This window comes from Paraburkholderia sp. SIMBA_027 (genome assembly GCF_046535315.1).
Classification (GTDB): Bacteria; Pseudomonadota; Gammaproteobacteria; order Burkholderiales; family Burkholderiaceae; genus Paraburkholderia; species Paraburkholderia tropica.
On the sequence record NZ_JAWRWY010000012.1, the window covers coordinates 16,733 to 42,620 of the forward strand.

The following is a 25,888-nucleotide window of genomic DNA, read 5'->3' on the forward strand; positions in this document are numbered from 1 at the left end:
GCCACGATAGAAATATGCAGGTCGGCCAATTCTTACCATCGAAACACGGGGTAACGTTACGGGATTTTTCAGAATGCTGCCTGACATCGTGAAAGCCTTATTGTTCAAACGCTGACCGATTAGCTGTTTCGAACAAGAGGAAACCACACATGAAAAAAAATCTGTTTGCTGTCGCATCGATCGCGATTGCGGCGGCCGTGTCGCTGCAAGCGCGCGCGGACGAACCGTTGCCGCCGCCGCCGCATGGCGGTCCGGCTTTCGCGGGTGAGCCGGGCATGCACCCGCCGTTCCCCGGTCCGGGCTTCGATGTCATCAACGATCTTGAGCAACTGCGCCGCCTTTACAGCCTCTCGGGCCACCCCGATGAGATCGTGCAGGTCTATCACGAAGTGCTGGACAAGTCGCATGATCCGGTCGTGCGTCGCTTTACGTACGATGCGCTCGCCCGCGAGCAGCTGAAGCCGGCCGATCCGGCCGCCGCGATCGCGACGCTGCACGCGAGCCTCGAAGAAGACGTCGAGCGCGCTAATAAGCCGCCGCGCTTCGAAGGCGCCGACAAGAAGGGCGCGCCGCGTCCCTGAGCGTCACAGCGGCCGCGCGCGTCGACAGACGCAAGCGGCCGCATGACCTGCAAGACCCCGCTGCGGACGCTTCCACCGCGACGCACGCCTTACCGTCCCTTATCGTTCCTTCCGGCGATCGTCGCCGTTACGCGCGTCACGCCTCGCCATTTCCCCGCAGTTCACCGGGCCCTTTGCCTGTCCATCGCTTGAGCGCCCGCCGGAAGTTGGCCGTGTCGCTGAACCCCAGCAGCATCGCAATATCGTCCGTGCTCAGCGGCGTCGTCTTGAGGTATTCGAGCGACAGCGAGCGGCGCACGTCGTCGAGAATCGCCAGAAATGAGGTCTCTTCCGCGAGCAGGCGACGACGCAGCGTGCGCGTCGTCAGATGCATTGCATTCGCGACTTCGTCCATGCCCGGAAACACGCCGGGCTTGCTCATCAGGATCTGATAGACCTCGCCGGCCACGCCCGAGGACGTCTTCGCCTGCCCGATCAGACGGTCGCAGGTTTCCTGCAGCAGCGTGGCCGTGAGTTTGTGCGCGAGCTGCGGCTTCTGATCGAGAATCGCGCTGTCGTAGACCAGTTCGCATTGCGGTTCGCCGAACAGGCACGGGCAGCCCAGATACTCGCGATAGAGATCGGCGTGCGGCGGCGCGGGATACGAAAAGCTCGCGCGCACGGGCGGGCAGTCGTGTCCGGCCACGTCCTGGAGATGCGTGACGTGCTGCATGTACTGCTGCTCGATGATGAACGCGCCCAGCTCGCGCGAGGGACTCGACACGAAGGCGTCGGGGAAGGTCCAGACCATCCGGTCCGGGTATTCGGTCCAGTCGATCGTGACCGTGGGCGTGGCGAGGCGATGGTATTTCACGCCCAGCTTGAAGTAGTCGCGCAGCGAGAGGCACGACATCAGCGCATAGCCGTACATGCCATAGGCGGACAGATGCAGCCGCCTGCCGACCTTGAACGGCGTAGCCGGGTCGCACGCGAGCGACACCGCATTCCGGCACACGGTCGCGTACTGGCCGATCGACGTCATGACCGACGCATCGTAGATTTCGCCGATCTCCACGCCCGTGCCCTTGAGGCTGTCGGCGGGCGCAATGCCCTGTTCCGAGAGCACTTCCACCAGCGCGGCGATTTTGTACGGCGCGTAGATGCGCTCGTTGAGCGGTGGCCGGGTCGATGCCATGTCCAATCCTCAGTGTGTCCAGTTTGTCCTCGAGGGACGGCGGGATGTCCGAAAATGACCTTATCGGCGCGATCCTACCCGACTACCATCGCTATCACAAGACAAGCACAAGACAAGCTGTATCGAACCAGGAGACACGATGAGCGAAGCGAGCCGAAAGGTCATCATTTCATGTGCCGTGACGGGCGCGACCCATGTACCGTCGATGTCCGAGCATCTTCCGCTGACGCCCGCCTCGATCCGCGAGCAAGCCATCGACGCGGCGCGCGCGGGCGCGGCGATTATCCATCTGCACGCGCGCCACCCGGAAGACGGGCGGCCGACGCCGGACCCGGCCATCTTCGCCGAATTCGTCCCCGATATCGCCCAGGCCACCGACGCCGTCATCAACATCACGACGGGCGGCAGCACGCGCATGACGCTCGAAGAGCGGCTCGCCTATCCGCGTTTGCTGAAGCCGGAAATGTGCTCGCTGAACATGGGCTCGATGAACTTTTCGATTCATCCGCTCGCGCAGAAGATGACGTCGTGGCGTTACGGGTGGGAAAAGGACTTCGTGGAAGGCATGGAGGACATGATTTTCCGCAACACCTTCCGCGACATCAAAAAGATCATGCTCGAACTCGGCGAGCACGGCACGCGATTCGAGTTCGAGTGCTACGACCTCGGGCATCTGTACAACCTCGCGCATTTCGTCGACGAAGGGCTCGTGAAGCCGCCGTTCTTCATTCAGTCGGTGTTCGGCATCCTCGGCGGCATGGGACCGGACCCGGAGAACATGAGCGTCATGCGCACGACGGCGGACCGGCTGTTCGGCCGCGATCAGTATCAGTTCTCGGTGCTCGGCGCGGGCCGTCATCAGATGCCGCTCGTGACGATGGCGGCCATCATGGGCGGCAATGTGCGCGTCGGTCTGGAGGACAGCGTGTATCTGTCGAAGGGCGTCAAGGCGGAGTCGAATGCGCAGCAGGTCGCGAAGATCCGGCGGATTCTCGAAGAGCTGTCGTTCGAGATCGCGACGCCGGCGGAAGCGCGAGCGATGCTGGGTTTGAAGGGCGCCGGCAAGGTGTCGTTCGAGGCCGCGCTGGCCTGAGGCTGCGGCGCGGTCGTTTGGGTTGTTCAGCGTTTCATGGCAGTCAGACACAACAAGACAAGAAAAGCCGGTTAATCAGGAGACACGGTTATGACGAGCGCTTCCGGTATCGAAAGCGCCGATGCGTTGCATCGGCAGGCCACGCGCAAGGCAATGGCGCGGCTCATTCCCTTGATGTGCGCGATCTATTTCATGTCGTTTCTGGATCGCACCAACGTTGCGCTCGCGAAAACCCAACTCGCGATCGACGTGGGCATTCACGCGGCGGCCTATGGCCTGGGCGCGGGGATCTTCTTCATCGGCTATGCGCTGCTCGAAGTGCCGAGCAATCTCGCCGCGCACCGTTTCGGGCCGCGCCGCTGGATCGCGCGCATTGCCGTGAGCTGGGGCGTGCTTTCGACGCTCATGATGTTCGTGCAGGGACCGTGGTCGTTCTACGGGCTGCGCGTGCTGCTCGGGATCGCGGAAGCCGGGCTGTTTCCCGCGCTGATGTACATGGTGACGCTGTGGTTCGCGACGCAGGACCGGCCGGTAGCCGTGGGCTGGATCTACACGGCGCCGGCGCTCGCGCTCGTCATCGGCAGTCCGCTCGGCGGCGCGCTGATGCAACTCTCCGGACTCGGCGGCCTGCGCGGCTGGCAGTGGATGTTCATGATCGAAGGTTTGCCGAGCATCCTGGTCGGCGTGCTGCTGTATTTCAAGCTGCCCGATCGTCCGCGCGACGCGCGCTGGCTCACGCCCGACGAGGCAGGCGTGCTGGAAACCCGCGCGGTCATCGATACGCACGGTCATGCGGACCTGACCTCGGCCGACTGGGTCGCCGCGCTCAAGCGTCCGAGCACGGTGCTGATCGGCCTCATCTACTTTCTGAATCAGGTGGCGTTCGTCGGCCTGTACTTCTTCGCACCGGCCATGATTCACCAGATGAACGTGACGTTGCCATTCATGGTCGGCGTGCTGTCTGCGAGCGTCGGCGTGGGCTTTCTGCTCGGCGTGCTCGTGCTGCCGCGCATCCATCGGCGCGTGTCGAGCGATTGCGGTTTTCTCGCCTGGCTCACGGGCGGCGCAGTCGTCGGCGCGGCTGCGTATATGAGCGCCCACGATCCGGCGGCGCGCATTGCGTGTCTCGTCGTCACGGCGTTCTTCGGCGGCGGCGTGCTGCCTTCGTACTGGTCGATCGCCATGAAGCGCGTGCAAGGCATCCAGGCTGCGGCGGCGCTCGCCTTCATCAACACGCTGGGCCTGCTGGGCGGATTCGCGGGACCGTATCTGTTCGGTCTCGCGGAAGCGGTCTCGGGCCGCAGCGACGCCGGCTTCACGGTGATTCTCGTGGCGTCGATCGGCGGACTCGCGCTCGTGCCGCTGCTCGCCCGCGTGATTCGCCAGGAAAGCGGCAGACCGTCACTGGCGGTGCCGGCCGGCGGCGCGCAGCATTGACGTCGTACACACGCAATCCAGTATCAAACAGGGAACCAGTATGAGATTAAAGGGCAAGGTGGCGATCGTCACGGGGGCGGGGCAGGGGATCGGCGCGGCAACGGCGCGCAAGTTCGCACGCGAAGGCGCGGTCGTCGCGATCTGCGATCTGAACGCGGACGCCGTGGCGCAGGTGGAAAGCGCATGCCGCGAAGCGGGCGCGCAGGCCAACGGTTATGTGCTCGACGTCGCGAACCGGGACGCCGTGGTGGCGATGGTCGCGGACGTGATCGCGCGTCATGGCCGCATCGACGTGCTCGTGAACAATGCGGGCATCACGCGCGATGCACGTCTGCAGAAGATGACGCTCCAGCAGTTCGACGATGTGATCGACGTGAATCTGCGCGCGGTGTTCAACGCGACGCAGATCGTCGCCGACATCATGGTCGAGCAGGGCGCGGGCGTCGTGCTCAATGCGAGTTCGGTCGTCGGCATTTACGGCAATTACGGCCAGACGAATTACGCGGCGTCGAAGTTCGGCGTGATCGGCTTCACGAAAACGTGGAGTCGCGAACTCGGGCCGAAGGGCGTGCGCGTGAATGCGGTCGCGCCCGGTTTCGTCGATACGCCGATTCTGTCGACGGTGCCCGACGCGGTGCTCGACAAGATGCGCAGTCAGGTGCCGCTCGGCCGCCTCGCGCAGCCCGAGGAAATCGCCAACGTCTACGTGTTTCTCGCGAGCGACGAAGCCAGTTATATCAACGGCGCGGTGCTGGAAGTGTCGGGCGGCATGACGCTTTGAATCCGGCCGCGCGCCGGCGCGGCCCGGATGATTCACCAAAGAACACTGAACGAGGTCATGAATGGGTACGTTGGATCTTCTGAAACCGAGACCCGGTTTGCGGGTGCTCGTGTCGGGCGCGGCGGCGGGCATCGGCGCGGCGATTGCCGATGCGTTTCTCGAAGCGCAGGCGCAGGTCGTGATCTGCGACGTGGACCCGGCCGCCGTCGAAGCGGCGCAGTCGCGCCATCCCGCGCTGCGGGCGAGCGTGGCCGATGTGTCGAAGCGCGAACAGGTCGATCGCGTCGTCGACGAGGCGGCGAGCGCGATGGGCGGCATCGATGTGCTCGTCAATAACGCGGGCATTGCGGGCCCGACGGGAAATGTCGAAGATCTGGACCCCGAACAATGGGAGCGTACGGTATCGACGAATCTCGACAGCCAGTTTTATTTTCTGCGGCGCGCGGTGCCGGTGCTCAAGGCGTCGTCGGATTGCGCGAGTATCGTGGCGCTGTCTTCGGTGGCGGGGCGGCTCGGGTATGCGTTCCGTACGCCTTATGCGTCGACGAAATGGGCGATCGTGGGACTCGTCAAGTCACTCGCGGTCGAACTCGGGCCGAGCGATATTCGGGTGAATGCGATTCTGCCGGGCGTGGTGGAGGGCGAGCGGATGAACCGCGTCATCGCGGCGCGCGCCGAGGCGTTGGGGATTGCGTTCGAAACGATGCGCGAAGCGTATCTGAAGAAGATTTCGCTGCGGCGGATGGTGACGGTGGAGGATATTGCGGCGACGGCGTTGTTTCTTGCTTCGCCTGCGGGCCGCAATATCACCGGGCAGGCGATTAGCGTGGATGGGAACGTCGAGTATTTGTGAGGGGCGTGTGCCCCTCACGGGGGGGCGCGCTTCGATCAGGATGCGGCTCTGGCCCGGCCGTCGAATGCGCCGCCAGTCTGCACGTTGCCGGCCGTCGTGACGGCCTGCTTGCCGGGCAGCAGCGGGAAAACGAGTTCGGCGAAACGCCACGCTTCTTCCAGATGCGGATAGCCGGACAACACGAAGGACTCCGCGCCCGCATCGGCATATTCGCGCAGTCGCGCCGCCACGGTAGCCGGGTCGCCCACGAGCGCCGTTCCCGCGCCGCCGCGCACGAGGCCCACGCCCGCCCACAGGTTCGGGCTGATCTCCAGCTTGTCGCGTCGGCCCTGATGCAGTTCGGCCATGCGGCGCTGGCCCACCGAATCCATATTCGCGTAGTTCTGCTGCGCGCGCGCGATGTCTTCGTCGGTGAGCTTGCTGATCAGCGTGTCGGCGGCGGCCCACGCTTCTTCATTCGTCTCCCGGACGATCACGTGCAGACGCACCCCAAAGCGCACCTTGCGGCCGTATTTCGCGGCGCGCGCGCGGACGTCCGCGAACTTCGCCGCCACCGCTGCGGGCGGCTCGCCCCACGTCAGATACGTGTCGATATGCTCGCCCGCGATTTCGTGCGCCGCGTCCGATGAGCCGCCGAAATACAAGGGCGGATGCGGCTTCTGCACCGGCTCGATGAGGTTCTGCGCCTTCTCGACGCGAATATGCCGGCCGTCGAAATCGACCTGCTTTTCCGCGAACAGCCTGCGCCACACCGTGAGGAATTCGCCGGCGTGCTCGTAGCGCTCGTTATGCGAGAGGAACACGCCATCGGCGGCGAGTTCCGAGGCATCGCCGCCCGGTACGACGTTCAGCAAAAGCCGGCCGCCGAGCGCTTCGTCGAGCGTGGCCGCCTGACGCGCGGAAGCCGTCACATTGCCGAGCGAAGTGCGCAGCGCCACCAGCAGTTTGATGCGTCGCGTGACCGGCGCGAGACTCGCGGCCGTGACCCACGGATCGAGGCAACTGCTGCCCGTGGGGATCAGGAGGCCGTCGTAGCCGAGTTCGTCGGCGGCGACGGCGATCTGGCGCATGTACGCGTTGGTCGGCGCGCGGCCGGAGTCGGATTTGCCGAGATATCGCGTGTCGCCGGAGGTCGGCAAAAACCAGAAGATGTCGAGGCTCATAATGATTCGCTTCCTTAGGAGGACGGGCTGCGTGTGCTTGAGCAGCGATGGCGATCATTACAGCAGACGCGGTGTTCTCTCCCTACCAATGAGCAGGAAGTAGCTTATTCCTGCGAGGCACATGCCAGACGGGGCGGGCGCTGGCGGACCGTTCGCGACGAATCGACGCAAGCGCGGCGGGGTCCGGCGCCCATCATGCAATCGAAATTGAATAGACAACTCATCGATTCGATGGCTGTCAATTTTGTCGGATACTTCACGGTTGTGAACGGGCGAAGGGCGTGCAATGAATAGCGCCTTGATCAGCGTTCGACCGCTATATCCCGATCGTCGCCCATGCCGTGATAGCCGCCCTGGAATATGACCGTCACGTTGCGAGGATTTCGCGCGCGATAGACGTTGGCATAAATCGGGGTGGACACGGTGCCCGTGCCACAGGGGAATTTCAGTTCTTTATCGACGCGTCCGCTTTTGATATCGACGAGCCGCAAGCGGGACATCGAAAGCGGGCAATTGCTGGCCGATTCGTACACGCCCAGCAATAGATAGTGTTTCATGTGATGCCACATCGGAATTTCAACCGTGCCGCCAAGGCGAGGGGAATCGCCGGTGTCGTTGAGACTCCCAATCTGATGCAGCGAGATCGGCAGATTCTTTTTGCCGTCGCGCCACTCGCCCGATGCTTGCTCGCCGTTCACGCTGAGCGAGATAGGGCAAGGAACCGGATGCGTGGCCGATGCCTCCGGCACTTTGGGTGAATCGCCGAACGTGGCCGGCTCCCCGGCTTCGCACAGTTGCAGCGAGCCATCGGCGAGTCGTTTGCCTTGCAGCGGAATGGGCGTGCGATGCGCGTCGTAATAGTAACTGCCGTCCACGTGTGATTCACGCGAATTGTCGCTCATTTGAATCGACAGATGCACAGGCAGGTCGCCGATGGTTCCCGCGTAGTTTTGAACGTCGTACCATCCGGCATGCGCCGACGAAATGACAGAAAATAAAAGCACGCCCAAGGTCGCGCGAGAAAAGTCGGTGTTGTACTTCATCGGTTTGAATTCTTTTTCGAATTTTTCTGTGACGGATTATGCGTCGGTGTTTTTCACGGGTAATGCCGTGCCAGATGCCATCGAAGCGCGATGGTCGCGCCGACGCCACGAACGTATCGCGCACAAGTTTGAGCGTGCTGGCGATGCCTTGCGTCCACTTGCCGGCCAATGTCACGTCGTCGGCTTCCAGCGCGCCGGACCAGCTCGCGTTCGCTGCGGGCACCGTGAATTCGAGCGTGCGCCCAGGCGTATCGGCAATCGTGCACGCGAGATCGTATGCGCCCTGGTCCGGGCTGTCGAGCGTGAGCGTCAACTGGCCCGCGTCGCTCCACGCGCAGTGCAGAACGATGGGCAGACCGGCGAGGCGGCCGTTGTACGAACCGGCTGGAATCTGTTGAGCCGCGGGCATAGGGGACGCTCTGCTTGGTCAGTGCGTTGCGGTTGCAATCCGTGACGCAGCGGCCGTGTGCGCGGGTCGCCGGCATCGCCCGTAACGTGGCGGGAATTGTAGCGTCGATCCGCCATTTATCTGCGCTGGAACGCCGGGCGCCCGCCGCTTCCTGTTAATCATGCGTCGCGCATGGGGCCGGATGGTTTTCCGACTCCCGGTCCGCCCGCAACGGGCTTTCCACGCGATCCTTTCATAGCTTTCAGTCGCCGCGAGATCACCCGGAACAGTGCATAAAACAGTACCTTGCATAAAACAATACCGCCTGCTACATTGCAGTCCATGATTTCGCGGAAACACGTTGTACGCACCATGCGTGTATTGCAAGGTACTGTGTGATGCACACTATCGAAGACGGATTTGAATGAAGACCCAGCTCAAGAAGGGAACGCTCGACATGTGCGTGCTGGCCGTGCTGGCGCGCGGCGACAGCTACGCCTACGAACTCGTCTCGACGCTATCGGAAACCATGGAAATCAGCGAAGGCACGATCTATCCGCTGATGCGCCGCCTGCAGGCGGAAGCCTGGGTGTCCACGTATTTCGTCGAGTCGAGTTCCGGACCGCCGCGCAAGTATTACTCGCTGACGGCGGCGGGGCGCAGCAGCCTCGCGAGCATGGAAGAGGAATGGCGCAGTTTCGTCGATGAAGTCAACGGTGTGCTCGGGTTGCCGGGCGCGCCTCTCAAAACAGGGGGCAAGCAATGACGCAGGACGCATTCATCCAGCAGTTGCGGCATGAACTGCGAAGTTTGCCGAAGCATGTCGTCGACGACATCGTCGCCGACTATCGCGAGTACATCGGTGACGCGCTCGCGGCCGGACGCAGCGAAGCCGACGTGATTGCGGCGCTCGGCGATCCCGTGAAACTGGCGCGCGAACTGCGTGCGCAGGCGAGCTTCCGGCAGTGGGAAACGCGCCGCTCGTTCGGCAATCTGCTGCGCGCGATCGTGTCGATCGCGGGCCTCGGACTCGTGCAACTGTTTCTGCTCGTGCCGTTCATTTTCTACCTGACGCTGCTCACGTGCGGCTACGTGCTCTCGGCGACGATGCTCGTCACCGGGCTCGCGACCGTGGTGCTGCTCAGCAGCCATCACGCGTTCGGCTGGCCGTCGACGGACCGCATTCCTTTCAGCTTTCAGGGCAGCAGCGAGGACAGCAACGAGAGCGCGGACGACGGCGACGTATCGCAGCGTCGGGCGGATGGCGACGCCGCGATGCTCAAGCGCGTCAATGTGCCGGACTTTCGCGTCGACGGCGATCGCTTCGTGCTGCAACCGCAGCCCGGTACGCACATGTCGATCGTGACCACATCGGGCAACGTCGAATTGCGCAACGAAAGCGGCAAACTGCACGTCACGTCGACGGGCGGCGCGACGGCCGGGTTCGACGTGAAGGGCGACGTGTGGACGATTCCGCGTGCCAACGTCGTCGCGCTCGACATCGGCACCGGAAGCGGCGACACGCTCTCGGCCGCGCGAATGGGCGGCAGCGCGGGCGATATGGCGTGGGAAGTCAAGAGCGACGGCGAGCACGTGTCGTTTGTCGAGGGCGGCAAGGACGGCCCGCGACTCGCGGTGCACAGCGAAGGCGACTCGGTGGTGATCGACAAGAATCACGTCGCCATCGATAGCGGCGACGATCACGTGCTCATCGTCGGTCCGCATGGATCGAGCATCGGCGCGCTGCTTTACGGCGTCGCGATGCTGGCGGGCGGCGCGCTCGGTTTGTGGCTCTGCGTGTGGCTCACGCGCTTCACCTGGCGCGGCCTCGTGCGCTATGTGCGGCGTCACGCCGAGCGCATCGCCGAACGTCTCGAACACGGCGCGGCCTGACGCACGCGAGCGCAGTGAACATCGACAACGCAGTCTTTTTCTTCGAACAGGACATCGTCATGAATCTGCACTTTCTCTCCAGCACCGCGCCGGTTGCGCGCGCCGATCACCATCGCATTCGTCGCGTGCAGGCCGCGCGTTGTTTTGCCTGGCTTGCTCAAGGTTTTGCGGTCGCGCGTCTGCGGCCCGTGGCGTGGCTTTTCGCGCTGCTTGCTTGTGCCGATCTTGTCACGCTGTTCGAACTCGCGCCGCGTCTGAGCGTGCTGGCGCCGCTCGTCGCGCCGCTGGCGATGGCCATGTTCGTGCTGATGCAGGAGCGTGCCGATCACGCGCGTCCCTGGACGTTCGGCGAGACGTGGGGCGCGGTCGATGAGCATCGCGATGCCTTGCTTGCTGTCGGCGTGGCGGCTGCGGCGATGGCGAGCGCCGGTTATTTTGCGGCAACCATGCTGGCGCACATGCATGGGCTGCGCGCGTGGGCCTGGCTGGCTGCGCTGCCGTTCTATGGGGTTGCGTTCGCGTCGTTCTGGTTCGCGCCCGCGTTGATCGTGCTGCGCAACCGCACGCCGCTCGACGCGATGATGACGAGTGCGCGCGCCGTTGCGCGCAACTGGCCGGTCGCGTTGATTTACGCGGCGGTGATGGGGGCTTATGCGTTCGCGGTGTCGGCGATGCCGATGACGTTGAGCGGCGTGGTCGTTACGCCGGTGCTGGCTGTGTTGATCTTGCTCGGCGCGTATGCGAGCTATCGCGATCTGCTGGGTGAGTGAATGCGGTGTCGGTTTGCGGCTTTTTTTGCGGATTCCTGCGCCTTATTATTTCCCGCGCAACGAAGCAGCATGAAAAGCCGTGCTTTATCGGCAGTCGACACAAGGACAACCATGCCACGCGCTTCGAACTTGATTCGCGCTCTGTTTGCCGTGTGTCTTCTTGCGGCCACCTTCAATCATGTCCGAGCGATTCTGCAAAATGGTTGGCTGTGGGATTATGGTTATGGCAACCGGATTGCGCTGGCGAGCAAAATCTACTGGGACGCGTTGACCTTTCTCGATCCGCTCGGCGCTTTGCTTTTATTCGTCAAACCCCGGCTGGGAATCTGGCTGACTGTTTCGATCATATTCAGCGATGTCGTGCACAACACGTACTACGTCGCTGCAAACGATCAATGGTCCGCGCCGTTCTATCTGGCCCAGGTTGGTTTTCTCGTGGTTGTTCTTGGCCTCGCACCTGTCGCGATGCGGGCGTTTCCCGCCGCGCGTCAGGCTGCGGTTTAAGACATCGGCGGACTTACGCAGCGCAATATCTCACACGAGCGAGCTCACTAAACCACCTCACCGAGTCGCCCATCGCTTAAAGCCAATCGCCGATGCCATGCCGCTTCCCACATTTCACACCGACCGTCTGACACTCCGGCCGCGTACGCTACAGGACTTCGACGCGTGCCTCGCGATGGATCGCGATCCCGAAGTCGTTCGATTCGTCGTTGGCCCGTGGAGCGATCTTCAGGCGCACAAGCGCTTTCTTCACTCGCGCATTGAAACGCGTTTCGGCGAGGGACTGGGTTACTGGTCGATTTTGGCGAAGCGCGATCCCGAGCGCTTTCTCGGCTGGGTCTTGCTCATCCCTTACGATGCCGTCGGCCCCGAGTTTGAAATCGGCTGGCGTTTAAACCGGGCGGCGTGGGGGCAGGGATATGCGACGGAGGCCGCACGTCCCGTCCTCATTCACGCGCTTCGCACGCTCGCGCTGCCGGAGATCGTCGCGGACATTCATCCGGAGAATCGCGCGTCGATCCATGTCGCGTCGAAGTTGCGGATGACGCATCGCGGCGATGGCATCGACGACGGCGTGCCGTACAGCCGCTACGCCATCGCGCGAGACGAATTTCAACGGGAGAGCGACGGCGGCACGAACCGCCTTTAACTCAGCCGCACGATACGCCGATCCATCGATCTGCGCTGGAATCAGCGCTTCCCACGCCCACCGGCAGGTTTCCCCGAAGGCTTACCGCCGGTTTTCCCCACAGGCTTACGCGCACCACCCGAACCCGCCGCAGACTTCCTGGCAGCAGGCTTGCCGCGCGGTTTCTGCGTGCTGAACGGATTCACCCAGCCCGGCCCCGGACCGTCGCCCGGCTGCGCCGGCTTGCCGGCCAGAACCCCGGCGACCACTTGCGGCACCTTGGCTTTCTTCGGTTTTTTCGGCTTCTTGAGGATTTCCCCGCTCGCGCTGGTTTCCGGCACCCGATGATCGGCGAGGAAGCCCGGTTCCTCTTCGCGACGCAGCGTTTGTCTAATCAGCGCTTCGATCGCGGCCAGTTGCGGCGCTTCATCGGCGCACACGAGCGACACCGCCACGCCGCTGGCGCCCGCGCGGGCGGTCCGGCCAATACGGTGCACATAGTCTTGCGCGACGATCGGCAGATCGACGTTGATCACCAATGGCAGATCGTCGATATCGAGTCCGCGCGCGGCCACGTCGGTGGCCACCAGCATCTGCACTTCGCGCGCCTTGAAGCGCTCCAGCGCGCGCAGACGCGCCGGTTGCGGTTTGTCGCCGTGAATCGTATCGACCGAATAGCCGGCTTTTTCCAGCAAGGTCGCGAGGTAATCGACACCGTTGCGCGTCTTGACGAACACCAGCGCGTTCTGCCACTTGTTGCGCGCCACGAGGTGCATGAAGAGTTCGGGCTTGTTGCGCTTGTCGACCGTCACGACCCATTGCTTGATCTTGCTGGCCGTCGCATTGGGCGGGCTGACGCTGATATCGACCGGATTGCGCAGAATGCCCGCCGCCATGGTGCGGACTTCCTCGCTGAAGGTCGCGGAGAACAGCAGCGTCTGGCGTCTCGCGGGCACCGCTTCGAAGACCGCGTTCAGTTCGCGCGCAAAGCCGAGGTCGAGCATGCGATCGGCTTCATCGAGCACGAGCGTCTGCACCTGATCGAACTGCACGGCGTTCTGACGATGAAGATCCAGCAGACGGCCCGGCGTGGCGACGAGCACGTCCACGCCTTTGCGCAGCTTCATCATCTGCGGATTGATGCTCACGCCGCCGTAAGCGGCGAGGAATCGCAGGTCGAGGCCTTTGCCGTATTCGATAAAGCTCTGCACCAGCTGCTCGGCGAGTTCGCGCGTCGGCACGAGCACCAGCACGCGCGCGCGATTGCTCGACACCGCCGGGCCGTTCTGCACCAGCCGTTGCAGCAGCGGCAGCGCGAAACCGGCCGTCTTGCCGGTGCCGGTCTGCGCGGCGGCCACGACGTCCTTGCCGCTGAGCACGGCGGGAATCGCCTTGACCTGCACCGGCGTGGGCGTCTGGTAATTGAGATCCCGCAGAGTGCGCTGCAAGGGATCGATCAGGCCTAGCGTGGCGAAGGACATGGGGCAGTTTCCGGACTAAAACCGCAATTCTAGCGGTTACCGCGCCGATTGCGACGCGCGCCGCGTATCGACGCGCATCGCCCATGCCGTTTTTTGCGCCGTCGCCCTCAGAAGCCGAAGCCGCCGCCATCCACGTTCAGCACCTGACCGGTGACGAAGCGCGCGTCGTCGGAAACGAGAAAAGCCAGTGCGCCGGTCAGGTCGTCGGGCTCCTCGGTGCGCGGAATGAACTGCCGCGCGCGCACGGCTTCGAAGGCTTCGGCGGGCAGATTCGCCGCGCTGCCGGGATGACGCGTCAAGCCCGGCGAAATGGCGTTCGCGGTCACGCCGTGCGCGCCGAGTTCGGACGCGAGCGCGCGCGTGAGGCCGATCACCGCCATCTTGCTGCTCGCGTAGGCGCTCATGCCGGGCGGCGGTCCCCACACGGTGCTCGACGCGAGATTGACGATGCGGCCCCAGCCGCGCTCGACCATCCCGGCCGAAAACGCTTGGGCGAGCAGGAAGGGCGCGTCGACGTTGACGGTCATGATCTGCCGCCACAGCGAGGCGGTGATGGTGGCGAGCGGCGCCATCGGCATGAAGGCCGCGTTGTTGACGAGCACGTCGACCTTGCCGGTGCGCTCGATCACTTCGGCGGCGAAGCGGGCGATGTCGTCGGGTTCGCTCAGGTCGCAGGCGAGCGCGATGGCGCGGCCACCGGCGGCGTCGATGCGCGCGGCCAGCGCATCGCACGGCGCGCGATCGGTCAGTACGAGTGTGTGGCCGCTGGCGGCGAGGCGCCACGCGAAGGCTTCGCCGAGGCCGCCGGCGGCGCCCGTGACGACCGCCACGCGGCCGTTTTCGGGTGAAAAATCGCTCATGGTGAATTCCTTGGTTTCAAGCGGGCAGATGACGTGATTCACAACGGATCGCGCAACGCCTGCTGCGCCGCGACCATTATGCGCGTGTGCTCGTCGCGCGAGCCGCCTTCGCGTTCGATCTCGCCCAGCCGCCCCGACGCCGACACAACGAGCCGCGCACGGTCGTAATGGCGGCCCGCGTAGGCGAGCAGCGCGCCTTCGAGCGAATGGCGTCGGCGCAGTTCGTCGGCGAGCACGAGCGCGCCTTCCACGGCGATGCCCGCTCCCGAGGCGAGATGCGGCGTGGTCGCGTGCACGGCGTCGCCGAGCAGCACCACGCGGCCGCGATGCCACGGTCCCTCGATCATATGCCCCGCAAGCGGACGATACAAAACGCGGTGATCCTCGAGCGTGCCGTCGAGCAGCCCTTCGCGCAGCCTCGCGAGCGGGCCGTCGAATTCTTCGAGCAGATCGGCGAGCAGTTGCGGCCACTTGTCCGGCGCGAGGAAATCCATGCCTTCGCGTTTGTCGAGCACGAACAGATAGCACTGCGTCGCGCTGATCGGATTCATGCCCGCCTTGGTGGTCTTGCCCATGTAGATCGTCGAGTTCTCGCGTTCGCGCGGCACCACGGCGCGCCACGATCCCTGGCCCGTGAAGCGCGGCCCCGCGAAATCGGGCTTGACGTGGCGGCGCACCGCGGAATTGACGCCGTCCGCGCCAATCACGAGGTCGTAACGCGCGCGCGTGCCGTCCGTGAAGACGACGTCGACGCCTTCTTCGTCCTGCGCGAGCGTTTCGAAACTCACGCCGAGGCGCACGTTCGCGCCCGCGCGTTGCGTGGCGTCCGCGAGGATCGCGGCGAGCGCGCTGCGCATGATGCCGGCTGCGCCCGGCAGATCGTCCGCGCCATGCGCCGAGGCGATCGGCACGGTGGCCGTGAGCTGGCCGCTCGCGTCGCAGATATCGACGGCGCGCCACGAACCGCCCACGCGCAGCACGTCGGCGACAACGCCGACTTCGCGCAGCGCCCGCAGCGTCGGTCCGCTGATGGTGATGCCCGCGCCGTCGGGCGCCCACTGCGGATTGAGTTCGACGAGATCGACCTCGATGCCCTGGCGGCGCAGCATGATCGCCGCGCACATGCCGCCGATGCCGCCTCCCACGATCAAGACCTTGTTGACGAGTGCCATGGTGTCTCTCTGTGTTTTATCGTTGCGTAATGACTGGATTGGTCTGAATGGAGCGACGAAGAACGCGCGCCTCAGGCGAGCGTGCCGCCCAGTTGTTCCGCGAGCCAGTCCGCGATGCGGTTGCCGGCGTTGAGCGGATTGTCGAGCGAGCTGTGTTCGACGCCGCCTTCGCGCGCGGTGAAAACGAAGAGATCCTTCTTCGGGCTGTTGATCAACTGATCGAAGGTTTCGTGCGCATATTTGAGCGGAATCTGGCGATCGTTCTCGCCGTGCGTCACCAGAAACGGCACGCGAATGCGATCGAGCACGCCGTTCAGATGCATGTGTTCGGCCTTGGTGAAAAAGTCGTCCTGATCCTTCGCACCGAACACCCATTGCACGTGCTTCCAGTAATGCGGCACGGGATTTTCGCCTTCGCGTTTCAGCCGCGCGTGCTGCACGGCGCGCCAGTCGTGATTGGCGCCCCACACTGCGCCGCACGCGAAGCGCGGTTCGAACGCGACCGCGCGCGGACAGTAATAGCCGCCCAGCGACACACCGAGTGCGCCAATGCGCTGCGGGTCCACTTCCTCGTGCGCTTCGAGCCAATCGACGATCGGCGCGGCCCAGACCTCCGTGTTGTGCACGGCAGGCAGTTCTTGCAAACGCAGCGCTTCGCCCGTGCCCGGCTGATCGACGAACAGCGCGGAGAGGCCGCGTCGCGCGAACATCGTGCCCATCACGCTCTTTTGCAGCATCTCCTTGGTCGAATCGAGTCCGTTCATGACGACGACGATCGGCGCGCGCTGGCCCGCTTGCAGCCCTTCGGCGCGCACGTAGAGCGCGGCAAGATGCGTGTCGCCATACGGGATGTCGACGCGCACGCAATTCTCGCGGCCGAGCGTGCGGCCGCGTTCGAACTGTTCGAGCGAACGCTGATAGATCGCGAGGCGCGCTTCGAAACCGTGTGCCTGCATGCGTTCGGCGATGCCGTAATACAGGCCCGCACGCGCGTATTTTTCGCCGGCGGACAGCGTGTGACCGCGCGCAAGATCGTCGTCGGCGAGGGCGCTGAGCTGATCGGCGCCGGCCTTCCACGCTTCATAGAAAGCCACCGTGCCGGGATCGTCGCCCGCGAGCGCCGCGTCGCGCAGCGGCGCGCACATGGCGTCGACTTCGCCGATATTGCCGCCGTGCGTGAGCGCGATCATCGTCGAAAGGCTCCACACGTAATTGGTCGGAAAGTACTGGAACATGGTGATAGTCCGTTTAAATGTCGAAGACCGAGGGCAGGTCGGCGGCGATCCATACTTCGCCGTCGACAACGCGCGCGGGTACCTTGATGAGCGACTTGCCGGTGCACGGCCCGGCGAAACACAGGCCCGTGCGGATGTCGAAATGCGCGGAGTGCGCGTAGCAGACGATGTGCTGTCCGTCGCCGGACAGAAAGCGGTCCTGGCGATATTCCATCGGCCTATGTTCGTGCGGGCAGTCGTTGAGCCAGACGAACACTTCGTCGCCCTGACGCACGACGCACAGACGATCGTCGAAGCCTTCGCGCAGCATGCCGCGCGCGCCGCCGTCGGGCAGCGCGTCGAGCGTGCAGAGCAGGCGCTCTCCGGCTTGCGTGGTCATTCGCCGGGCGCCCATTTGTTGCGGGCGTCGAACAGGAAGATCTGCGAGTTGTCGGAACCCGGATCGACGGCGCGCGGCGTCCAGCTCGCGTCGTGCAGGTCCATGTCCGCGTCGAACTCGATCGTCGCGCCGAACGGGCTGTTGAAATACCAGAAGAAGTTGCTGCCCAGAATATGGCGGCCCGGCCCCCAGAAGCTCTTGTAGCCCTTCTTCACGAAGTTCCAGCCGTGCTGCAGCACTTCGGCGGGCGAGCCCAGATGGAACGTGAAGTGATTGCAGCCGATCATGTGATCGTTCTGGCTTTCGATCATGAAGAGCGTGTGATGATCGTTCGTGCCCGCCGGCCGCATGAACGGGCCGAGATGATTGAAGCGGTCGGTCACGACGAAACCGAGGCGCGCGTAGAACGCTTCCGCCTTCTGCACGTCGTCCACGAAATAGACGACGTGCGAGAGCGTGCGCGGCTTGATGACTTCATCGGGATTCGCAGCGCAGTCGTTGGGCGCGCGACCGGCGGGTTGCCCCGGCACGTTGAAGCCCAGATAGCGCGCGACATAGGCGCGGCGTTGCGTGACCATGAAGGCGACGCCGAAGCCCGCATCGTCCATGCAATGCACGGTGCCGTCGGCGTCCACGCGCACGTCGCGCTCCGCTTCGAGATGCGCGCGGATCGTGGCGAGCGTGTCCGCGTTGTCGACGCCGTAGACCGTTTCGCGCAAACAAGGCGTGGCGGCTTTCGGCGGCAGCGGCGGCAGGCGCGGGTCGTCGGCGGGGCGCATGACGAGGCCCGTGCCGTCGAGTGCGGTGAAGACGCCGCCGTGCGCGGGATCGTATTCGACTTCGTCGAGACCGTAGTCGTGCAGGTACTGGCGGGCTCCCGCCATGTCGTCGATGCCGAAGACGAGATATTCGAGTCCAACGATCTGCATAATCAGGAATCCTTTTCATTGGTATCGCAGCGCTAGAGTCGCGCAGCGATGCCGGGTATTCAATGGGCGATGGCGCGGGCGATCAGTTGTTCGACCGTGCCGTCGTGGCGCAGGCCGAGTTGTTCGGCTTCGGGCGTCAGCAGCGGCGGATAGGCGGCGAACAGCCGCTCGATGAACGGGTCGGGCGCGTAGGTCACGAGCGCCTTGCGTGACTCGCCGAAGCGCGCGGCGAGTGCGTCGACCACTTCGGCGATGGTGAGGCGCAGCACCGGCATCTGATAGCTGCGCCGCGCGTTGAAGCGTTCCGCGTCGACGGTCGCCGCATGCAGCAGATTGTCGACGCACGCGCCCACCGAGATCCACCACGCCACGCCTTCGGGCGAGACCGGCACCGTGATCGCCTCGTTGGCGGCGAGTTTCCAGAACAGCTGGCTCATGAACGCCGACATCATGCCCGCGCCGTCGCCCGGTCGCGCCACCACGCCGGGCAGGCGCAGCGAGCAGCCCTGCACCCAGCCGAGGCGCGTGGCGTCGGCGACCAGCGCTTCGCCCGTCAGCTTGTGCGCGCCGTAGCTCAATGCGGGCGCGGGCAGCGTGCGTTCGTCGACGACCTCGGGCAGTTGGTCGCCGTAGACGGCCACCGTGCTCGCGAAGACGAAGCGCGGCGGCCGGGCCTGACCGCGCAGATCTTCGAGCAGGCCGAGCGTGGCGTCGAGATTGATCGTGCGGCCGAGCGCGTAGTCGCGTTCCGCCGCGCCGCCGGGAATGCTCGCGAGATGGAACACGGCATCGACGGGCGATGCGTAGGCTTGCGCGCGCACGCTCGCGTCGGCGATGCTGCCCGCGAGTTGCGTCACGCGTGCATCGGCGTGCGGCGCATCGAATGCGATATCGAGCAGCGTGAGTGTCGACACCGCGCGTGCGCCGAGGCCGTCGGCGAGCAGACGTTTGACGAGCGCGCGCCCGACGAACCCCTGTGCACCGGTAACGACGACATGGCTCATTGCGCGTCTCCCTTGCGGAACGGCAGCGTGGCGAGGAACGCCAGGCGCGTGGCGCCGAGCATCTTGAGGCCCGCGCGCGCGGAAGACGCGTCGAGGCGCGCTTCCATCGGCATGGTGCCGAAGCTCTTGCCCTTGATGACGAGTTCGTTGCCGACGCGTTCCAGCGACTCCACGTGCATCAGTTCCTCGTCGGCGGGACCGCGCAGCACCATGCCGGCTTTCTTCGGCGCGTGGCCGTTCGCCGTCGCGGGCACGCCGCTGTCCTGGCGCGCGCCCTTCGCGACGCTGCCGAAGTCCATGCCGAGCTGCTCGAACATCTTGATGGCGGTGGCGCGGCCCGCGCCGTACACGCCGCCGCCCGGATGCTGGAACGGTCCCGCGAGATAGAGGCGCTCGACGCCCGGCACGGTGAACTGGCCGAGGTCCGGCGTGGGGCGATGCCCCGCGCTTTGATAGAAGTAGGGCGCCACGCCATGCAGATCGCCGCGCATCATGCTGTTCGGGCTCGAGCGTTCGAGATCGACAGGACTGACGATGCTGCGCGCGACGATGTTATCGCTCGTCAGGTTCGAAACGAACCGGCGGTAATGCGCGAGCGAGAGATCGCCGATCTCTTCCTTGAACTCGTCCCAGTGACGCTCGGACCAGCGCGTGTCCTTCACGTTGTACGGCGCGAACGTGATGCCATGGAACATGCCCTTGCCCGCGGGCACGCGCGTCTTGTCGCCGATGCTTTCGTCGCCGCCCGCGCACAGACGGCGCTCGGTGATGAGACCGCGCTTGAGGTCGTCGAAATCGGCGAGCATCTCGTCGAGCTTGTCCGTGGCCATGAATTCGAGCATGGTCGCGTAGCCCACTTCTTCGCCCGCGTAATAGCGCGCGTTTTCCTTGAGATCGTAGTGGCTCACCATGATCGAGAACGGCGCGAGCGTGGCGCGTTCCGCGCGCTTCAACACGGGCTCGGGCACGCCTTCCACGAAGCGGCGGATCACATGCGGATGAAGCGCGCCGATCACGGCGTCCTTCGCGACGATGGTCTCGCCGCTCGCGAGCTGCACGCCGCTGGCGCGACCCGCGCTCGTGAGAATCTTCGCGACTTCGGCGTTGCAGCGCACTTCGCCGCCATACGATTCGATGCAGCGCACCAGCGATTCGGTGAGCTTGCCGCTGCCGCCGATCGGCTGCGAAACGCCGTACGTGTGAATGATGCCGGGCATCAGCAGCACGCCCATGCCGGTGCCGAGTTCGTTGGGCGCCTGCAGGTTTTCGCTCACGAGACGCAGCAGATGAATCTTGATCTTGTCGCTCTCGTAGAGTTGATTGACGAGATCGAGGCAGTCGCGGTTCATGTAGTCGAGCATGAGGCGGCCTTCGTCGCTGCGGTCGAGCATGGCGACGAGTTCGCCGAGCGGCGGCGGCGGCGAGTAGAGGCCGGGCATGAACATCTGCAGGACCTGCTGGCTCATCTTCACGAATTCGCGGTACGTGTCGGCGTCTTTCTGCGAGACCTTCGCGAAGCATTCGCAGGTCTTGTCGAGATCCTTGTACGTGAACAGCACCGATTGATCGGGAAAGATCGTGGCGTGCGGCACCGGCGAATAGTGGTATTTCAGGCCATGTTCCGAGAGCAGGCCGAGTTCGTCCTGGCGCAACATCGGATTGCCCTGAATCATGATGTGCACGCTCGAGTGCTCGTCGTGCCAGTAGCCCGGCGTGTTCAGCTCGCGCGTGCTCACGCCGCCGCCCGGCCACGCCTTGCGTTCGAGCACGAGGACTTTCTTGCCGGCTTTCGCGAGATACGCGGCGGCGACGAGGCCATTGTGGCCCGCGCCCATCGCGACGATGTCGTATTGCGTGGTCATGCGCCTGCTCCTGCAATGGCGTGGTGGGCGGACTGCTGAACGTAGTCCGCCTGAATGTAGCGATGATCGATGGCGCCGAAGATCGATTGACCGTCGTGGCCCTTCATGTCGAAACGCAGACGTTCGCCGAAACGCATCCACGGCGTGCGCGATTCGCCGTGTTCGAGCATTTCGATCGCGCGTTGCTCCGCGAGGCAGGCGGAACCCGTCGCGTGATAATCGACGTTCGAGAAGGTGCCCGAACCGAGCAGCATGCCCGCGCGCAAATTGCGGTTGTACGCGATATACGCGATCAGTTCGTGAAAGCCGAAGCTCATTTCGCGGCCGTTCGGCGCGCCGAAGCGCTCGCCGTTGCGCGCGACTTCCATGTCGAGCTGCACGCGGCCGTCCTGCCAGGCGTCGCCGAGTTCGTCGGGCGTGACGGCGACCGGCGCGAACGCCGTGGCGGGCTTGGCGAGAATGAAGCCGAAGCCCATGCCCAGTTCGCGAAACAGATGCTTGCGCATGCTCACGTCGTTGAAGAGCACGACGAGGCGCACGTGGGAGAGTGCGTCGGCGGCGCGCGTGCCCATCGGCACGTCGCCGAGAATCACGCCCACTTCGCCTTCGAAGTCGCATTGATCGGCTTCGTCAGGAAACGCGTAATCGCCGTGCGGGCCCACGAAATCGTCGGCCTGTCGCTGGATCAGTACGGGAATCGACGGGTCCGACTTCTTCTCCGGATGGTAGGCCTGCGTCATGATGCGGCCGTGATTGAGGAACGCGGAGGCGTCGATGAACTGATGCGTGCGCGGCAGCGGCGCGCTGCACGCCTGCGCGTCGAAATCGAACGCGTTGGCCGCGCTGCCGTCGTTGAGCGCGTCGTAAAGCGCCTGCAATGCGGCTTGCGTGTGCGCCCAGTCGTCGAGCGCGGCGCGCAGTGTCGGCGCGATGGCGTCGGCGCGAACCGCGCGGCGCAGATCGCGCGAGACGACGATCAGCGCCCCATCGGGATGACCGTTGTTGAGCGACGCGAGTTTCATGGTGTCTGTCTCCTTCGATGTCTTGTCGGTTGATGCGATCAGCGCAGCGGGCGGCCGCCGTCGACGGGCAGCACGCAGCCGGTGGTGAAGCGCAGATCGCGCGCGGCGACTAGCACCGCCTGCGCGATTTCCTGCGGGTCGGCGAGGCGGCCGAGCGGCGTGCGCGCGGCCTGCTCGTCGCGCCACGCGGTGTCCATCGACTTCACGAATTCGGTGTCGACGAGTCCCGGCGACACCGACACCACGCGAATGCGTGGCGCGAGCGCACGCGCCAGCGACTTCGTGAGATTGTCGAGCGCGGCCTTCGAGGCGCAATAGATCACGTTGCTGCCCATCGCGGTCTGCGCGGCGATCGACGAAATATTGACGACGACCGCGCCGCCCGCGAGCGTGCTGCGGTCGAGCAGCGGACGCAGCGCGCGCACCATCGCGAACGGGCCGCGCACGTTGGTGGCGAGCACGTCGTCGATGAGCGCGTCGGGCATGCCGTCGAGGTCGTCGTGCGCGACGAAGCGCGTGGTGCCCGCGCAATTCACGAGCACGTCGCAGCGGCCGTAGCGCGTGGCCACGTCGTCGGCGAGGCGCGCGAGGGCGGCCGTGTCGGTCACGGGCGCGGCGAGGGCGCTATGGCCTTCGCCGTCGAGTTGCGCGACGAGCGCATGCGCCGCGTCGGCCGAACTGCGATAACCGGCGACGACGGCGCAACCGGCGAGCGCGAGCGTGCGGCAGATCTGTTCGCCGAGGCCGCCCGTCGCGCCGGTGACGAGCGCGACGGGGCGCTCGCCGTTAAGGGTGGTGAACTTCGTCATGACGTTGCGTGCTTGTCGTGTGTGTCGTGCGTTTCGTGCGTAGCGTTCGTCGCCGAACGGTTCCAGTGCGCGAGCGGCAAACCCGGCACCGGCGAGCGGAAGCTCGCCAGCGTCGTGCCGCCGAGGCTGCCGAGATACACCGTGCGCAGATCGGGGCCGCCGAACGTGAGGCTCGCCATCATCGGCGCGAGCGTGCCGCGGCACGCGCCCATCAACTCGGGCGTCGTGGTGCCGTCGCGATAGTGCGTTTCGTAGCGCGCGAAAGCCTCGGGATTGCCGTCGTCGAGCAGCGTGAGCACTTCGCCTTCGGGCGTGAGCGCAATGAGCTTCTCGTTGAGGATCAGCGTGATCCAGAGATTGCCGTGCGCGTCGAACGCGAAGCCGTCGGGAAAGCCGCCGAGATCGGGCGGCCCGTAGATCTCGCGATCGGTGAGCGAGCCGTCGTCCTGCACGCGCAGACGCGAAATGCGGCGCGCGTTGGTTTCGACCACGTAGAGCCATGCCTCGTCGGCGTCGAGACGGATCTCGTTGGTGCCCACGAAGCCGTCCGCGACGATGCGGATGCCGTGTTCGTCGATCAGGCCCACGTAACCGTCGGCGGTCTTCTCGTTGATCGAGCGCGTCCACGGCACCTGGCGCGTGGTCACCGTGAACCAGATACGGCCGCGCGAGTCGGTTAGCACGAAATTGGTCTTGCCGAGCGGCGCGCCGTCGAGGCGGTCGTAGAGCGTGCGCGAAGCGCCGTCGCGCGTCATCAGTTCGATGGCGTCGGTGCCGAAGTTGGCGATCACGATATGGCCTTCGGCGTCGAACGCGAGACCGTTGGGCAGCGTGCCGCCCATCACGAGTTGCTGGGCGTCGCCGGACGCGGGCGCGGTGTTCTGCGTGCTGTGCTGCGCGATCAGTGTTTGCGTGCCGTCGGGCGCGATGCGCATGACGCCGCCGCGCGCGTCGGCGGTCCAGAGCGTGCCGTCGGGTTCGGCGAGGATGCATTCGGGGCGCAGCAGATCGCGGCCAACCTGGCGAATCTCGTCGCGGTTGACTTGCCAGCCGTGCAGCGGATTAGTCGATGTCGTCATGGGTGCGTGAATACGTCAACGTGTCAGCAAGATTGGGTAAGGCAGCGCGATCCGGCCCGCAGCGTGAACGCCGGCGCGCATGCAAATTCAGCGTTCAGCACGCGTTACGATTGATGGCGATCGGGGGCGAACGGTTCGAGCAACTCGATCAGATTGCCGCCCGCGTCGCGAATAAAGGCCGTGGGATTGCCGTCGACGTTCAGTTCGAACGCGATATCCGCGCCCGCTTCGCGCAACGCGGCCACCGCGCCCGGCACGTCGGGTACTTCGAAACACATGTGCTTGTTGCCGTGCGTGCGCAGATCGAGATTGGGCACGCGGCGATCGTCGGGCAGGGGCGCGGCGCCCGGCACTTCGAAGATCTCGATGCGGTATTGCTCGCGGCGCACGAAAGCGATACGCGCGGGAATCTTGTCGATGTAAAGCTGCTGTTCGAGCGTGAAGCCGAGCATGCGGCCGTACCAGGCGACGGCGGCGTCGAGATCGGGCACGCTGATGCCGAAATGATGGGGTCGCAACGAGGAAAGCAGCGGCTGCTGCGTGCACGGCGCGGTCTGCATGCGGGTTGTCTCCGGCTTGTTGCCGGCCGCTCGGGGCGGCACGGCGAATCGTTTGTATAGCCGTACTGTAGAGGGATTCAATTGTCGAAACCATCAATTCCTAGTGGAAACACGCATTGATGGGATCGGATGCTCGCGGGATAGTCACGCCCCATGAGACTGGGTCACTTCGACATGAATCTGCTGGTCGCGCTCGATGCGCTGCTCGACACGCGCAGCGTCACGCGCGCGAGCGAGCGGCTGCACATTGGCGCGTCGGCAACGAGCAGCGCGCTGGGCCGCTTGCGCGAGTATTTCAACGATCCGCTGCTGATGCAGGTGGGGCGGCGCATGGAACTCACGCCGCTGGGGCGCAGTCTTGCGCAACCGGTGCGCGAGATTCTGCTGACCGTGCAATCGACGGTGGTGGCGCGGCTCGAATTCGATCCGGCGCAGGCGCGGCGCAACTTCGTGATTCGCGCGTCGGACTATCTCACCACGGTCTTGTTGATCGACGTGGTGCAGCGTCTGCAGCGCGAAGCGCCCGGCATTACGCTGCACATCGCCAACATGGCCGACGACGTGCCCGAGCGCCTCGATCGCGGCGAGGTGGATTTCGTGATTTATCCGAGCGTGTCGGTCAATCCCGATCATCCGTCCCAGGCGCTGTTCGAAGAGACGTTCAGCTGCGTGGTGTGGGAAGGCAATCCGCTCGTGGGCGAGACGCTCACGCCGCAGCAATACGCGGAATTGGGGCACGTGGCCGCCACCTTCGGCGACAGCCGCAGCGCGAGTTTCGAAGGCTTCGTGATGGCCAATCGCGGCATCTCGCGCACGATCGAAGTGACGACCACGAACTTCAACACGCTGCCGCAACTCGTGATCGGCACCACGCGCATCGCGACCGTGCATACGCGGCTCGCGAAAATCTACGCGCATTTCCTTCCCTTACGCGTGCTGCCCTTGCCGATGGAGCTGCCGCGTCTCGTCGAAGTCATGCAGTGGCACGCGATCAACAACGGCGACCCCGCGCACGCGTGGATGCGCCGCGTGTTGCAGGAACAGGCGCAGGCGAGTGCGGACGCGCCGGGCGCGGCGCTGCTGCAACGCGGCTGAAGCAGGTACGCGTCGATTCGACGGCATCAAATGGTCTTGTCGACGCAATCTGATTGTGTCGTAACGTCGCGGCCGGAATCATTCGTCTCACAC

At 64.8% G+C, this 25,888-nt stretch carries 27 protein-coding genes; 11 read left to right on the plus strand and 16 right to left on the minus strand.

Annotated elements, in window-relative coordinates:
- The first annotated feature begins 149 nt into the window (after positions 1-149).
- On the plus strand, positions 150-581 hold the full coding sequence (locus tag SB764_RS22490) for a hypothetical protein (RefSeq protein WP_065061596.1): 432 nt from the start codon (positions 150-152) through the stop codon (positions 579-581).
- 136 nt (positions 582-717) lie between these two features.
- On the opposite strand, the gene SB764_RS22495 is transcribed toward SB764_RS22490, so the two are convergent.
- On the minus strand, positions 718-1,755 hold the full coding sequence (locus SB764_RS22495; RefSeq protein ID WP_065061595.1) for an AraC family transcriptional regulator: 1,038 nt from the start codon (positions 1,753-1,755) through the stop codon (positions 718-720).
- Positions 1,756-1,894: 139 nt separating this feature from the next.
- On the opposite strand from SB764_RS22495, the gene SB764_RS22500 reads away from it, so the two are divergent.
- From SB764_RS22500 to SB764_RS22515, 4 genes are all read left to right on the plus strand, one after another.
- Complete coding sequence (locus tag SB764_RS22500) at positions 1,895-2,848, plus strand: 3-keto-5-aminohexanoate cleavage protein (RefSeq protein ID WP_065061594.1); 954 nt, start codon at positions 1,895-1,897, stop codon at positions 2,846-2,848.
- A 90-nt stretch (positions 2,849-2,938) separates the two neighbouring features.
- The gene (locus SB764_RS22505) at positions 2,939-4,285 is read left to right on the plus strand and encodes an MFS transporter (protein WP_410864942.1); all 1,347 of its coding nucleotides are present in this window, start codon (positions 2,939-2,941) and stop codon (positions 4,283-4,285) included.
- 40 nt (positions 4,286-4,325) lie between these two features.
- Positions 4,326-5,066 carry a 3-oxoacyl-ACP reductase FabG gene (gene fabG, locus SB764_RS22510; RefSeq protein ID WP_410864944.1) on the plus strand — a complete coding sequence of 247 codons (741 nt, stop codon included), beginning with the start codon at positions 4,326-4,328 and terminating at the stop codon, positions 5,064-5,066.
- Between the two features lie 61 nt (positions 5,067-5,127).
- Positions 5,128-5,919, plus strand: coding sequence for an SDR family oxidoreductase (locus SB764_RS22515; RefSeq protein WP_074983423.1), 792 nt, complete (start codon positions 5,128-5,130; stop codon positions 5,917-5,919).
- Between the two features lie 35 nt (positions 5,920-5,954).
- On the opposite strand, the gene ssuD is transcribed toward SB764_RS22515, so the two are convergent.
- The 3 genes from ssuD to SB764_RS22530 all read right to left on the minus strand — a co-directional run bounded on the left by ssuD (position 5,955) and on the right by SB764_RS22530 (position 8,534).
- Positions 5,955-7,082, minus strand: a complete 1,128-nt coding sequence (ssuD, locus tag SB764_RS22520) for an FMNH2-dependent alkanesulfonate monooxygenase (RefSeq protein WP_110327496.1) — start codon at positions 7,080-7,082, stop codon at positions 5,955-5,957.
- A 302-nt stretch (positions 7,083-7,384) separates the two neighbouring features.
- Positions 7,385-8,068, minus strand: a complete 684-nt coding sequence (locus SB764_RS22525) for a hypothetical protein (RefSeq protein ID WP_410865133.1) — start codon at positions 8,066-8,068, stop codon at positions 7,385-7,387.
- Complete coding sequence (locus tag SB764_RS22530; RefSeq protein WP_234774627.1) at positions 7,965-8,534, minus strand: hypothetical protein; 570 nt, start codon at positions 8,532-8,534, stop codon at positions 7,965-7,967. Before SB764_RS22530 ends, SB764_RS22525 begins: the two co-directional genes overlap by 104 nt.
- A 403-nt stretch (positions 8,535-8,937) precedes the next feature.
- Here SB764_RS22530 and SB764_RS22535 point away from each other — a divergent pair, with 403 nt between their 5' ends.
- The 5 genes from SB764_RS22535 (at position 8,938) to SB764_RS22555 (ending at position 12,329) form a co-directional block, all read left to right on the plus strand.
- Complete coding sequence (locus SB764_RS22535) at positions 8,938-9,279, plus strand: PadR family transcriptional regulator (RefSeq protein ID WP_065061587.1); 342 nt, start codon at positions 8,938-8,940, stop codon at positions 9,277-9,279.
- A complete protein-coding gene (locus SB764_RS22540; protein WP_410864947.1) occupies positions 9,276-10,406 on the plus strand; it encodes an HAAS signaling domain-containing protein in 1,131 nt (376 codons plus the stop codon). Before SB764_RS22535 ends, SB764_RS22540 begins: the two co-directional genes overlap by 4 nt.
- A 14-nt stretch (positions 10,407-10,420) precedes the next feature.
- The gene (locus tag SB764_RS22545; RefSeq protein ID WP_237181582.1) at positions 10,421-11,176 is read left to right on the plus strand and encodes a hypothetical protein; all 756 of its coding nucleotides are present in this window, start codon (positions 10,421-10,423) and stop codon (positions 11,174-11,176) included.
- 69 nt (positions 11,177-11,245) lie between these two features.
- Positions 11,246-11,680 (plus strand): hypothetical protein, encoded by a 435-nt coding sequence (locus SB764_RS22550; RefSeq protein WP_221224618.1) that lies wholly within the window; start codon positions 11,246-11,248, stop codon positions 11,678-11,680.
- 97 nt (positions 11,681-11,777) lie between these two features.
- Positions 11,778-12,329, plus strand: coding sequence for a GNAT family N-acetyltransferase (locus tag SB764_RS22555; protein WP_410865135.1), 552 nt, complete (start codon positions 11,778-11,780; stop codon positions 12,327-12,329).
- A 41-nt stretch (positions 12,330-12,370) separates the two neighbouring features.
- On the opposite strand, the gene SB764_RS22560 is transcribed toward SB764_RS22555, so the two are convergent.
- From SB764_RS22560 to SB764_RS22615, 12 genes are all read right to left on the minus strand, one after another.
- Positions 12,371-13,789, minus strand: a complete 1,419-nt coding sequence (locus tag SB764_RS22560) for a DEAD/DEAH box helicase (RefSeq protein ID WP_410864949.1) — start codon at positions 13,787-13,789, stop codon at positions 12,371-12,373.
- Between the two features lie 107 nt (positions 13,790-13,896).
- On the minus strand, positions 13,897-14,649 hold the full coding sequence (locus SB764_RS22565; protein ID WP_183039653.1) for an SDR family NAD(P)-dependent oxidoreductase: 753 nt from the start codon (positions 14,647-14,649) through the stop codon (positions 13,897-13,899).
- Positions 14,650-14,687: 38 nt separating this feature from the next.
- Positions 14,688-15,821, minus strand: coding sequence for an FAD-dependent oxidoreductase (locus SB764_RS22570; protein WP_205992426.1), 1,134 nt, complete (start codon positions 15,819-15,821; stop codon positions 14,688-14,690).
- Between the two features lie 71 nt (positions 15,822-15,892).
- Positions 15,893-17,056, minus strand: a complete 1,164-nt coding sequence (locus SB764_RS22575; RefSeq protein ID WP_410864951.1) for an alpha/beta hydrolase family protein — start codon at positions 17,054-17,056, stop codon at positions 15,893-15,895.
- Between the two features lie 13 nt (positions 17,057-17,069).
- Positions 17,070-17,435, minus strand: a complete 366-nt coding sequence (locus SB764_RS22580; protein ID WP_183715148.1) for a Rieske (2Fe-2S) protein — start codon at positions 17,433-17,435, stop codon at positions 17,070-17,072.
- Positions 17,432-18,364, minus strand: a complete 933-nt coding sequence (locus SB764_RS22585; protein ID WP_183715146.1) for a VOC family protein — start codon at positions 18,362-18,364, stop codon at positions 17,432-17,434. Before SB764_RS22585 ends, SB764_RS22580 begins: the two co-directional genes overlap by 4 nt.
- A 59-nt stretch (positions 18,365-18,423) precedes the next feature.
- A complete protein-coding gene (locus tag SB764_RS22590) occupies positions 18,424-19,368 on the minus strand; it encodes an NAD-dependent epimerase/dehydratase family protein (RefSeq protein ID WP_410864954.1) in 945 nt (314 codons plus the stop codon).
- On the minus strand, positions 19,365-21,230 hold the full coding sequence (locus tag SB764_RS22595) for a phytoene desaturase family protein (protein ID WP_176079960.1): 1,866 nt from the start codon (positions 21,228-21,230) through the stop codon (positions 19,365-19,367). Before SB764_RS22595 ends, SB764_RS22590 begins: the two co-directional genes overlap by 4 nt.
- A complete protein-coding gene (locus SB764_RS22600) occupies positions 21,227-22,252 on the minus strand; it encodes a fumarylacetoacetate hydrolase family protein (protein ID WP_065061576.1) in 1,026 nt (341 codons plus the stop codon). The genes SB764_RS22595 and SB764_RS22600 overlap by 4 nt, the downstream gene beginning before the upstream one ends.
- Positions 22,253-22,290: 38 nt before the next feature.
- Positions 22,291-23,061 (minus strand): SDR family NAD(P)-dependent oxidoreductase, encoded by a 771-nt coding sequence (locus SB764_RS22605; protein WP_410864956.1) that lies wholly within the window; start codon positions 23,059-23,061, stop codon positions 22,291-22,293.
- The gene (locus SB764_RS22610; protein WP_065061574.1) at positions 23,058-24,140 is read right to left on the minus strand and encodes an SMP-30/gluconolactonase/LRE family protein; all 1,083 of its coding nucleotides are present in this window, start codon (positions 24,138-24,140) and stop codon (positions 23,058-23,060) included. The genes SB764_RS22605 and SB764_RS22610 overlap by 4 nt, the downstream gene beginning before the upstream one ends.
- A gap of 104 nt (positions 24,141-24,244) precedes the next feature.
- Entirely contained in the window at positions 24,245-24,700 is a 456-nt protein-coding gene (locus tag SB764_RS22615) for a VOC family protein (protein WP_074983443.1), read from the minus strand.
- 153 nt (positions 24,701-24,853) lie between these two features.
- On the opposite strand from SB764_RS22615, the gene SB764_RS22620 reads away from it, so the two are divergent.
- Positions 24,854-25,795 (plus strand): LysR family transcriptional regulator, encoded by a 942-nt coding sequence (locus tag SB764_RS22620; RefSeq protein ID WP_074983445.1) that lies wholly within the window; start codon positions 24,854-24,856, stop codon positions 25,793-25,795.
- Positions 25,796-25,888 lie beyond the last annotated feature (93 nt).

Excerpts from the sequence above, each read along its gene's own strand:
- SB764_RS22515 (WP_074983423.1), top strand. The coding sequence starts at position 5,128 with ATGGGTACGTTGGATCTTCTGAAACCGAGACCCGGTTTGCGGGTGCTC.
- SB764_RS22590 (WP_410864954.1), bottom strand. The coding sequence starts at position 19,368 with ATGAGCCATGTCGTCGTTACCGGTGCACAGGGGTTCGTCGGGCGCGCG.
- ssuD (WP_110327496.1), bottom strand. The coding sequence starts at position 7,082 with ATGAGCCTCGACATCTTCTGGTTTTTGCCGACCTCCGGCGACACGCGA.
- SB764_RS22555 (WP_410865135.1), top strand. The coding sequence starts at position 11,778 with ATGCCGCTTCCCACATTTCACACCGACCGTCTGACACTCCGGCCGCGT.
- fabG (WP_410864944.1), top strand. The coding sequence starts at position 4,326 with ATGAGATTAAAGGGCAAGGTGGCGATCGTCACGGGGGCGGGGCAGGGG.
- SB764_RS22570 (WP_205992426.1), bottom strand. The coding sequence starts at position 15,821 with ATGGCACTCGTCAACAAGGTCTTGATCGTGGGAGGCGGCATCGGCGGC.
- SB764_RS22500 (WP_065061594.1), top strand. The coding sequence starts at position 1,895 with ATGAGCGAAGCGAGCCGAAAGGTCATCATTTCATGTGCCGTGACGGGC.
- SB764_RS22575 (WP_410864951.1), bottom strand. The coding sequence starts at position 17,056 with ATGTTCCAGTACTTTCCGACCAATTACGTGTGGAGCCTTTCGACGATG.
- SB764_RS22595 (WP_176079960.1), bottom strand. The coding sequence starts at position 21,230 with ATGACCACGCAATACGACATCGTCGCGATGGGCGCGGGCCACAATGGC.
- SB764_RS22495 (WP_065061595.1), bottom strand. The coding sequence starts at position 1,755 with ATGGCATCGACCCGGCCACCGCTCAACGAGCGCATCTACGCGCCGTAC.
- SB764_RS22490 (WP_065061596.1), top strand. The coding sequence starts at position 150 with ATGAAAAAAAATCTGTTTGCTGTCGCATCGATCGCGATTGCGGCGGCC.
- SB764_RS22505 (WP_410864942.1), top strand. The coding sequence starts at position 2,939 with ATGACGAGCGCTTCCGGTATCGAAAGCGCCGATGCGTTGCATCGGCAG.
- SB764_RS22550 (WP_221224618.1), top strand. The coding sequence starts at position 11,246 with ATGAAAAGCCGTGCTTTATCGGCAGTCGACACAAGGACAACCATGCCA.
- SB764_RS22530 (WP_234774627.1), bottom strand. The coding sequence starts at position 8,534 with ATGCCCGCGGCTCAACAGATTCCAGCCGGTTCGTACAACGGCCGCCTC.
- SB764_RS22585 (WP_183715146.1), bottom strand. The coding sequence starts at position 18,364 with ATGCAGATCGTTGGACTCGAATATCTCGTCTTCGGCATCGACGACATG.
- SB764_RS22605 (WP_410864956.1), bottom strand. The coding sequence starts at position 23,061 with ATGACGAAGTTCACCACCCTTAACGGCGAGCGCCCCGTCGCGCTCGTC.
- SB764_RS22615 (WP_074983443.1), bottom strand. The coding sequence starts at position 24,700 with ATGCAGACCGCGCCGTGCACGCAGCAGCCGCTGCTTTCCTCGTTGCGA.
- SB764_RS22565 (WP_183039653.1), bottom strand. The coding sequence starts at position 14,649 with ATGAGCGATTTTTCACCCGAAAACGGCCGCGTGGCGGTCGTCACGGGC.
- SB764_RS22600 (WP_065061576.1), bottom strand. The coding sequence starts at position 22,252 with ATGAAACTCGCGTCGCTCAACAACGGTCATCCCGATGGGGCGCTGATC.
- SB764_RS22560 (WP_410864949.1), bottom strand. The coding sequence starts at position 13,789 with ATGTCCTTCGCCACGCTAGGCCTGATCGATCCCTTGCAGCGCACTCTG.
- SB764_RS22580 (WP_183715148.1), bottom strand. The coding sequence starts at position 17,435 with ATGACCACGCAAGCCGGAGAGCGCCTGCTCTGCACGCTCGACGCGCTG.
- SB764_RS22535 (WP_065061587.1), top strand. The coding sequence starts at position 8,938 with ATGAAGACCCAGCTCAAGAAGGGAACGCTCGACATGTGCGTGCTGGCC.
- SB764_RS22610 (WP_065061574.1), bottom strand. The coding sequence starts at position 24,140 with ATGACGACATCGACTAATCCGCTGCACGGCTGGCAAGTCAACCGCGAC.
- SB764_RS22620 (WP_074983445.1), top strand. The coding sequence starts at position 24,854 with ATGAGACTGGGTCACTTCGACATGAATCTGCTGGTCGCGCTCGATGCG.
- SB764_RS22540 (WP_410864947.1), top strand. The coding sequence starts at position 9,276 with ATGACGCAGGACGCATTCATCCAGCAGTTGCGGCATGAACTGCGAAGT.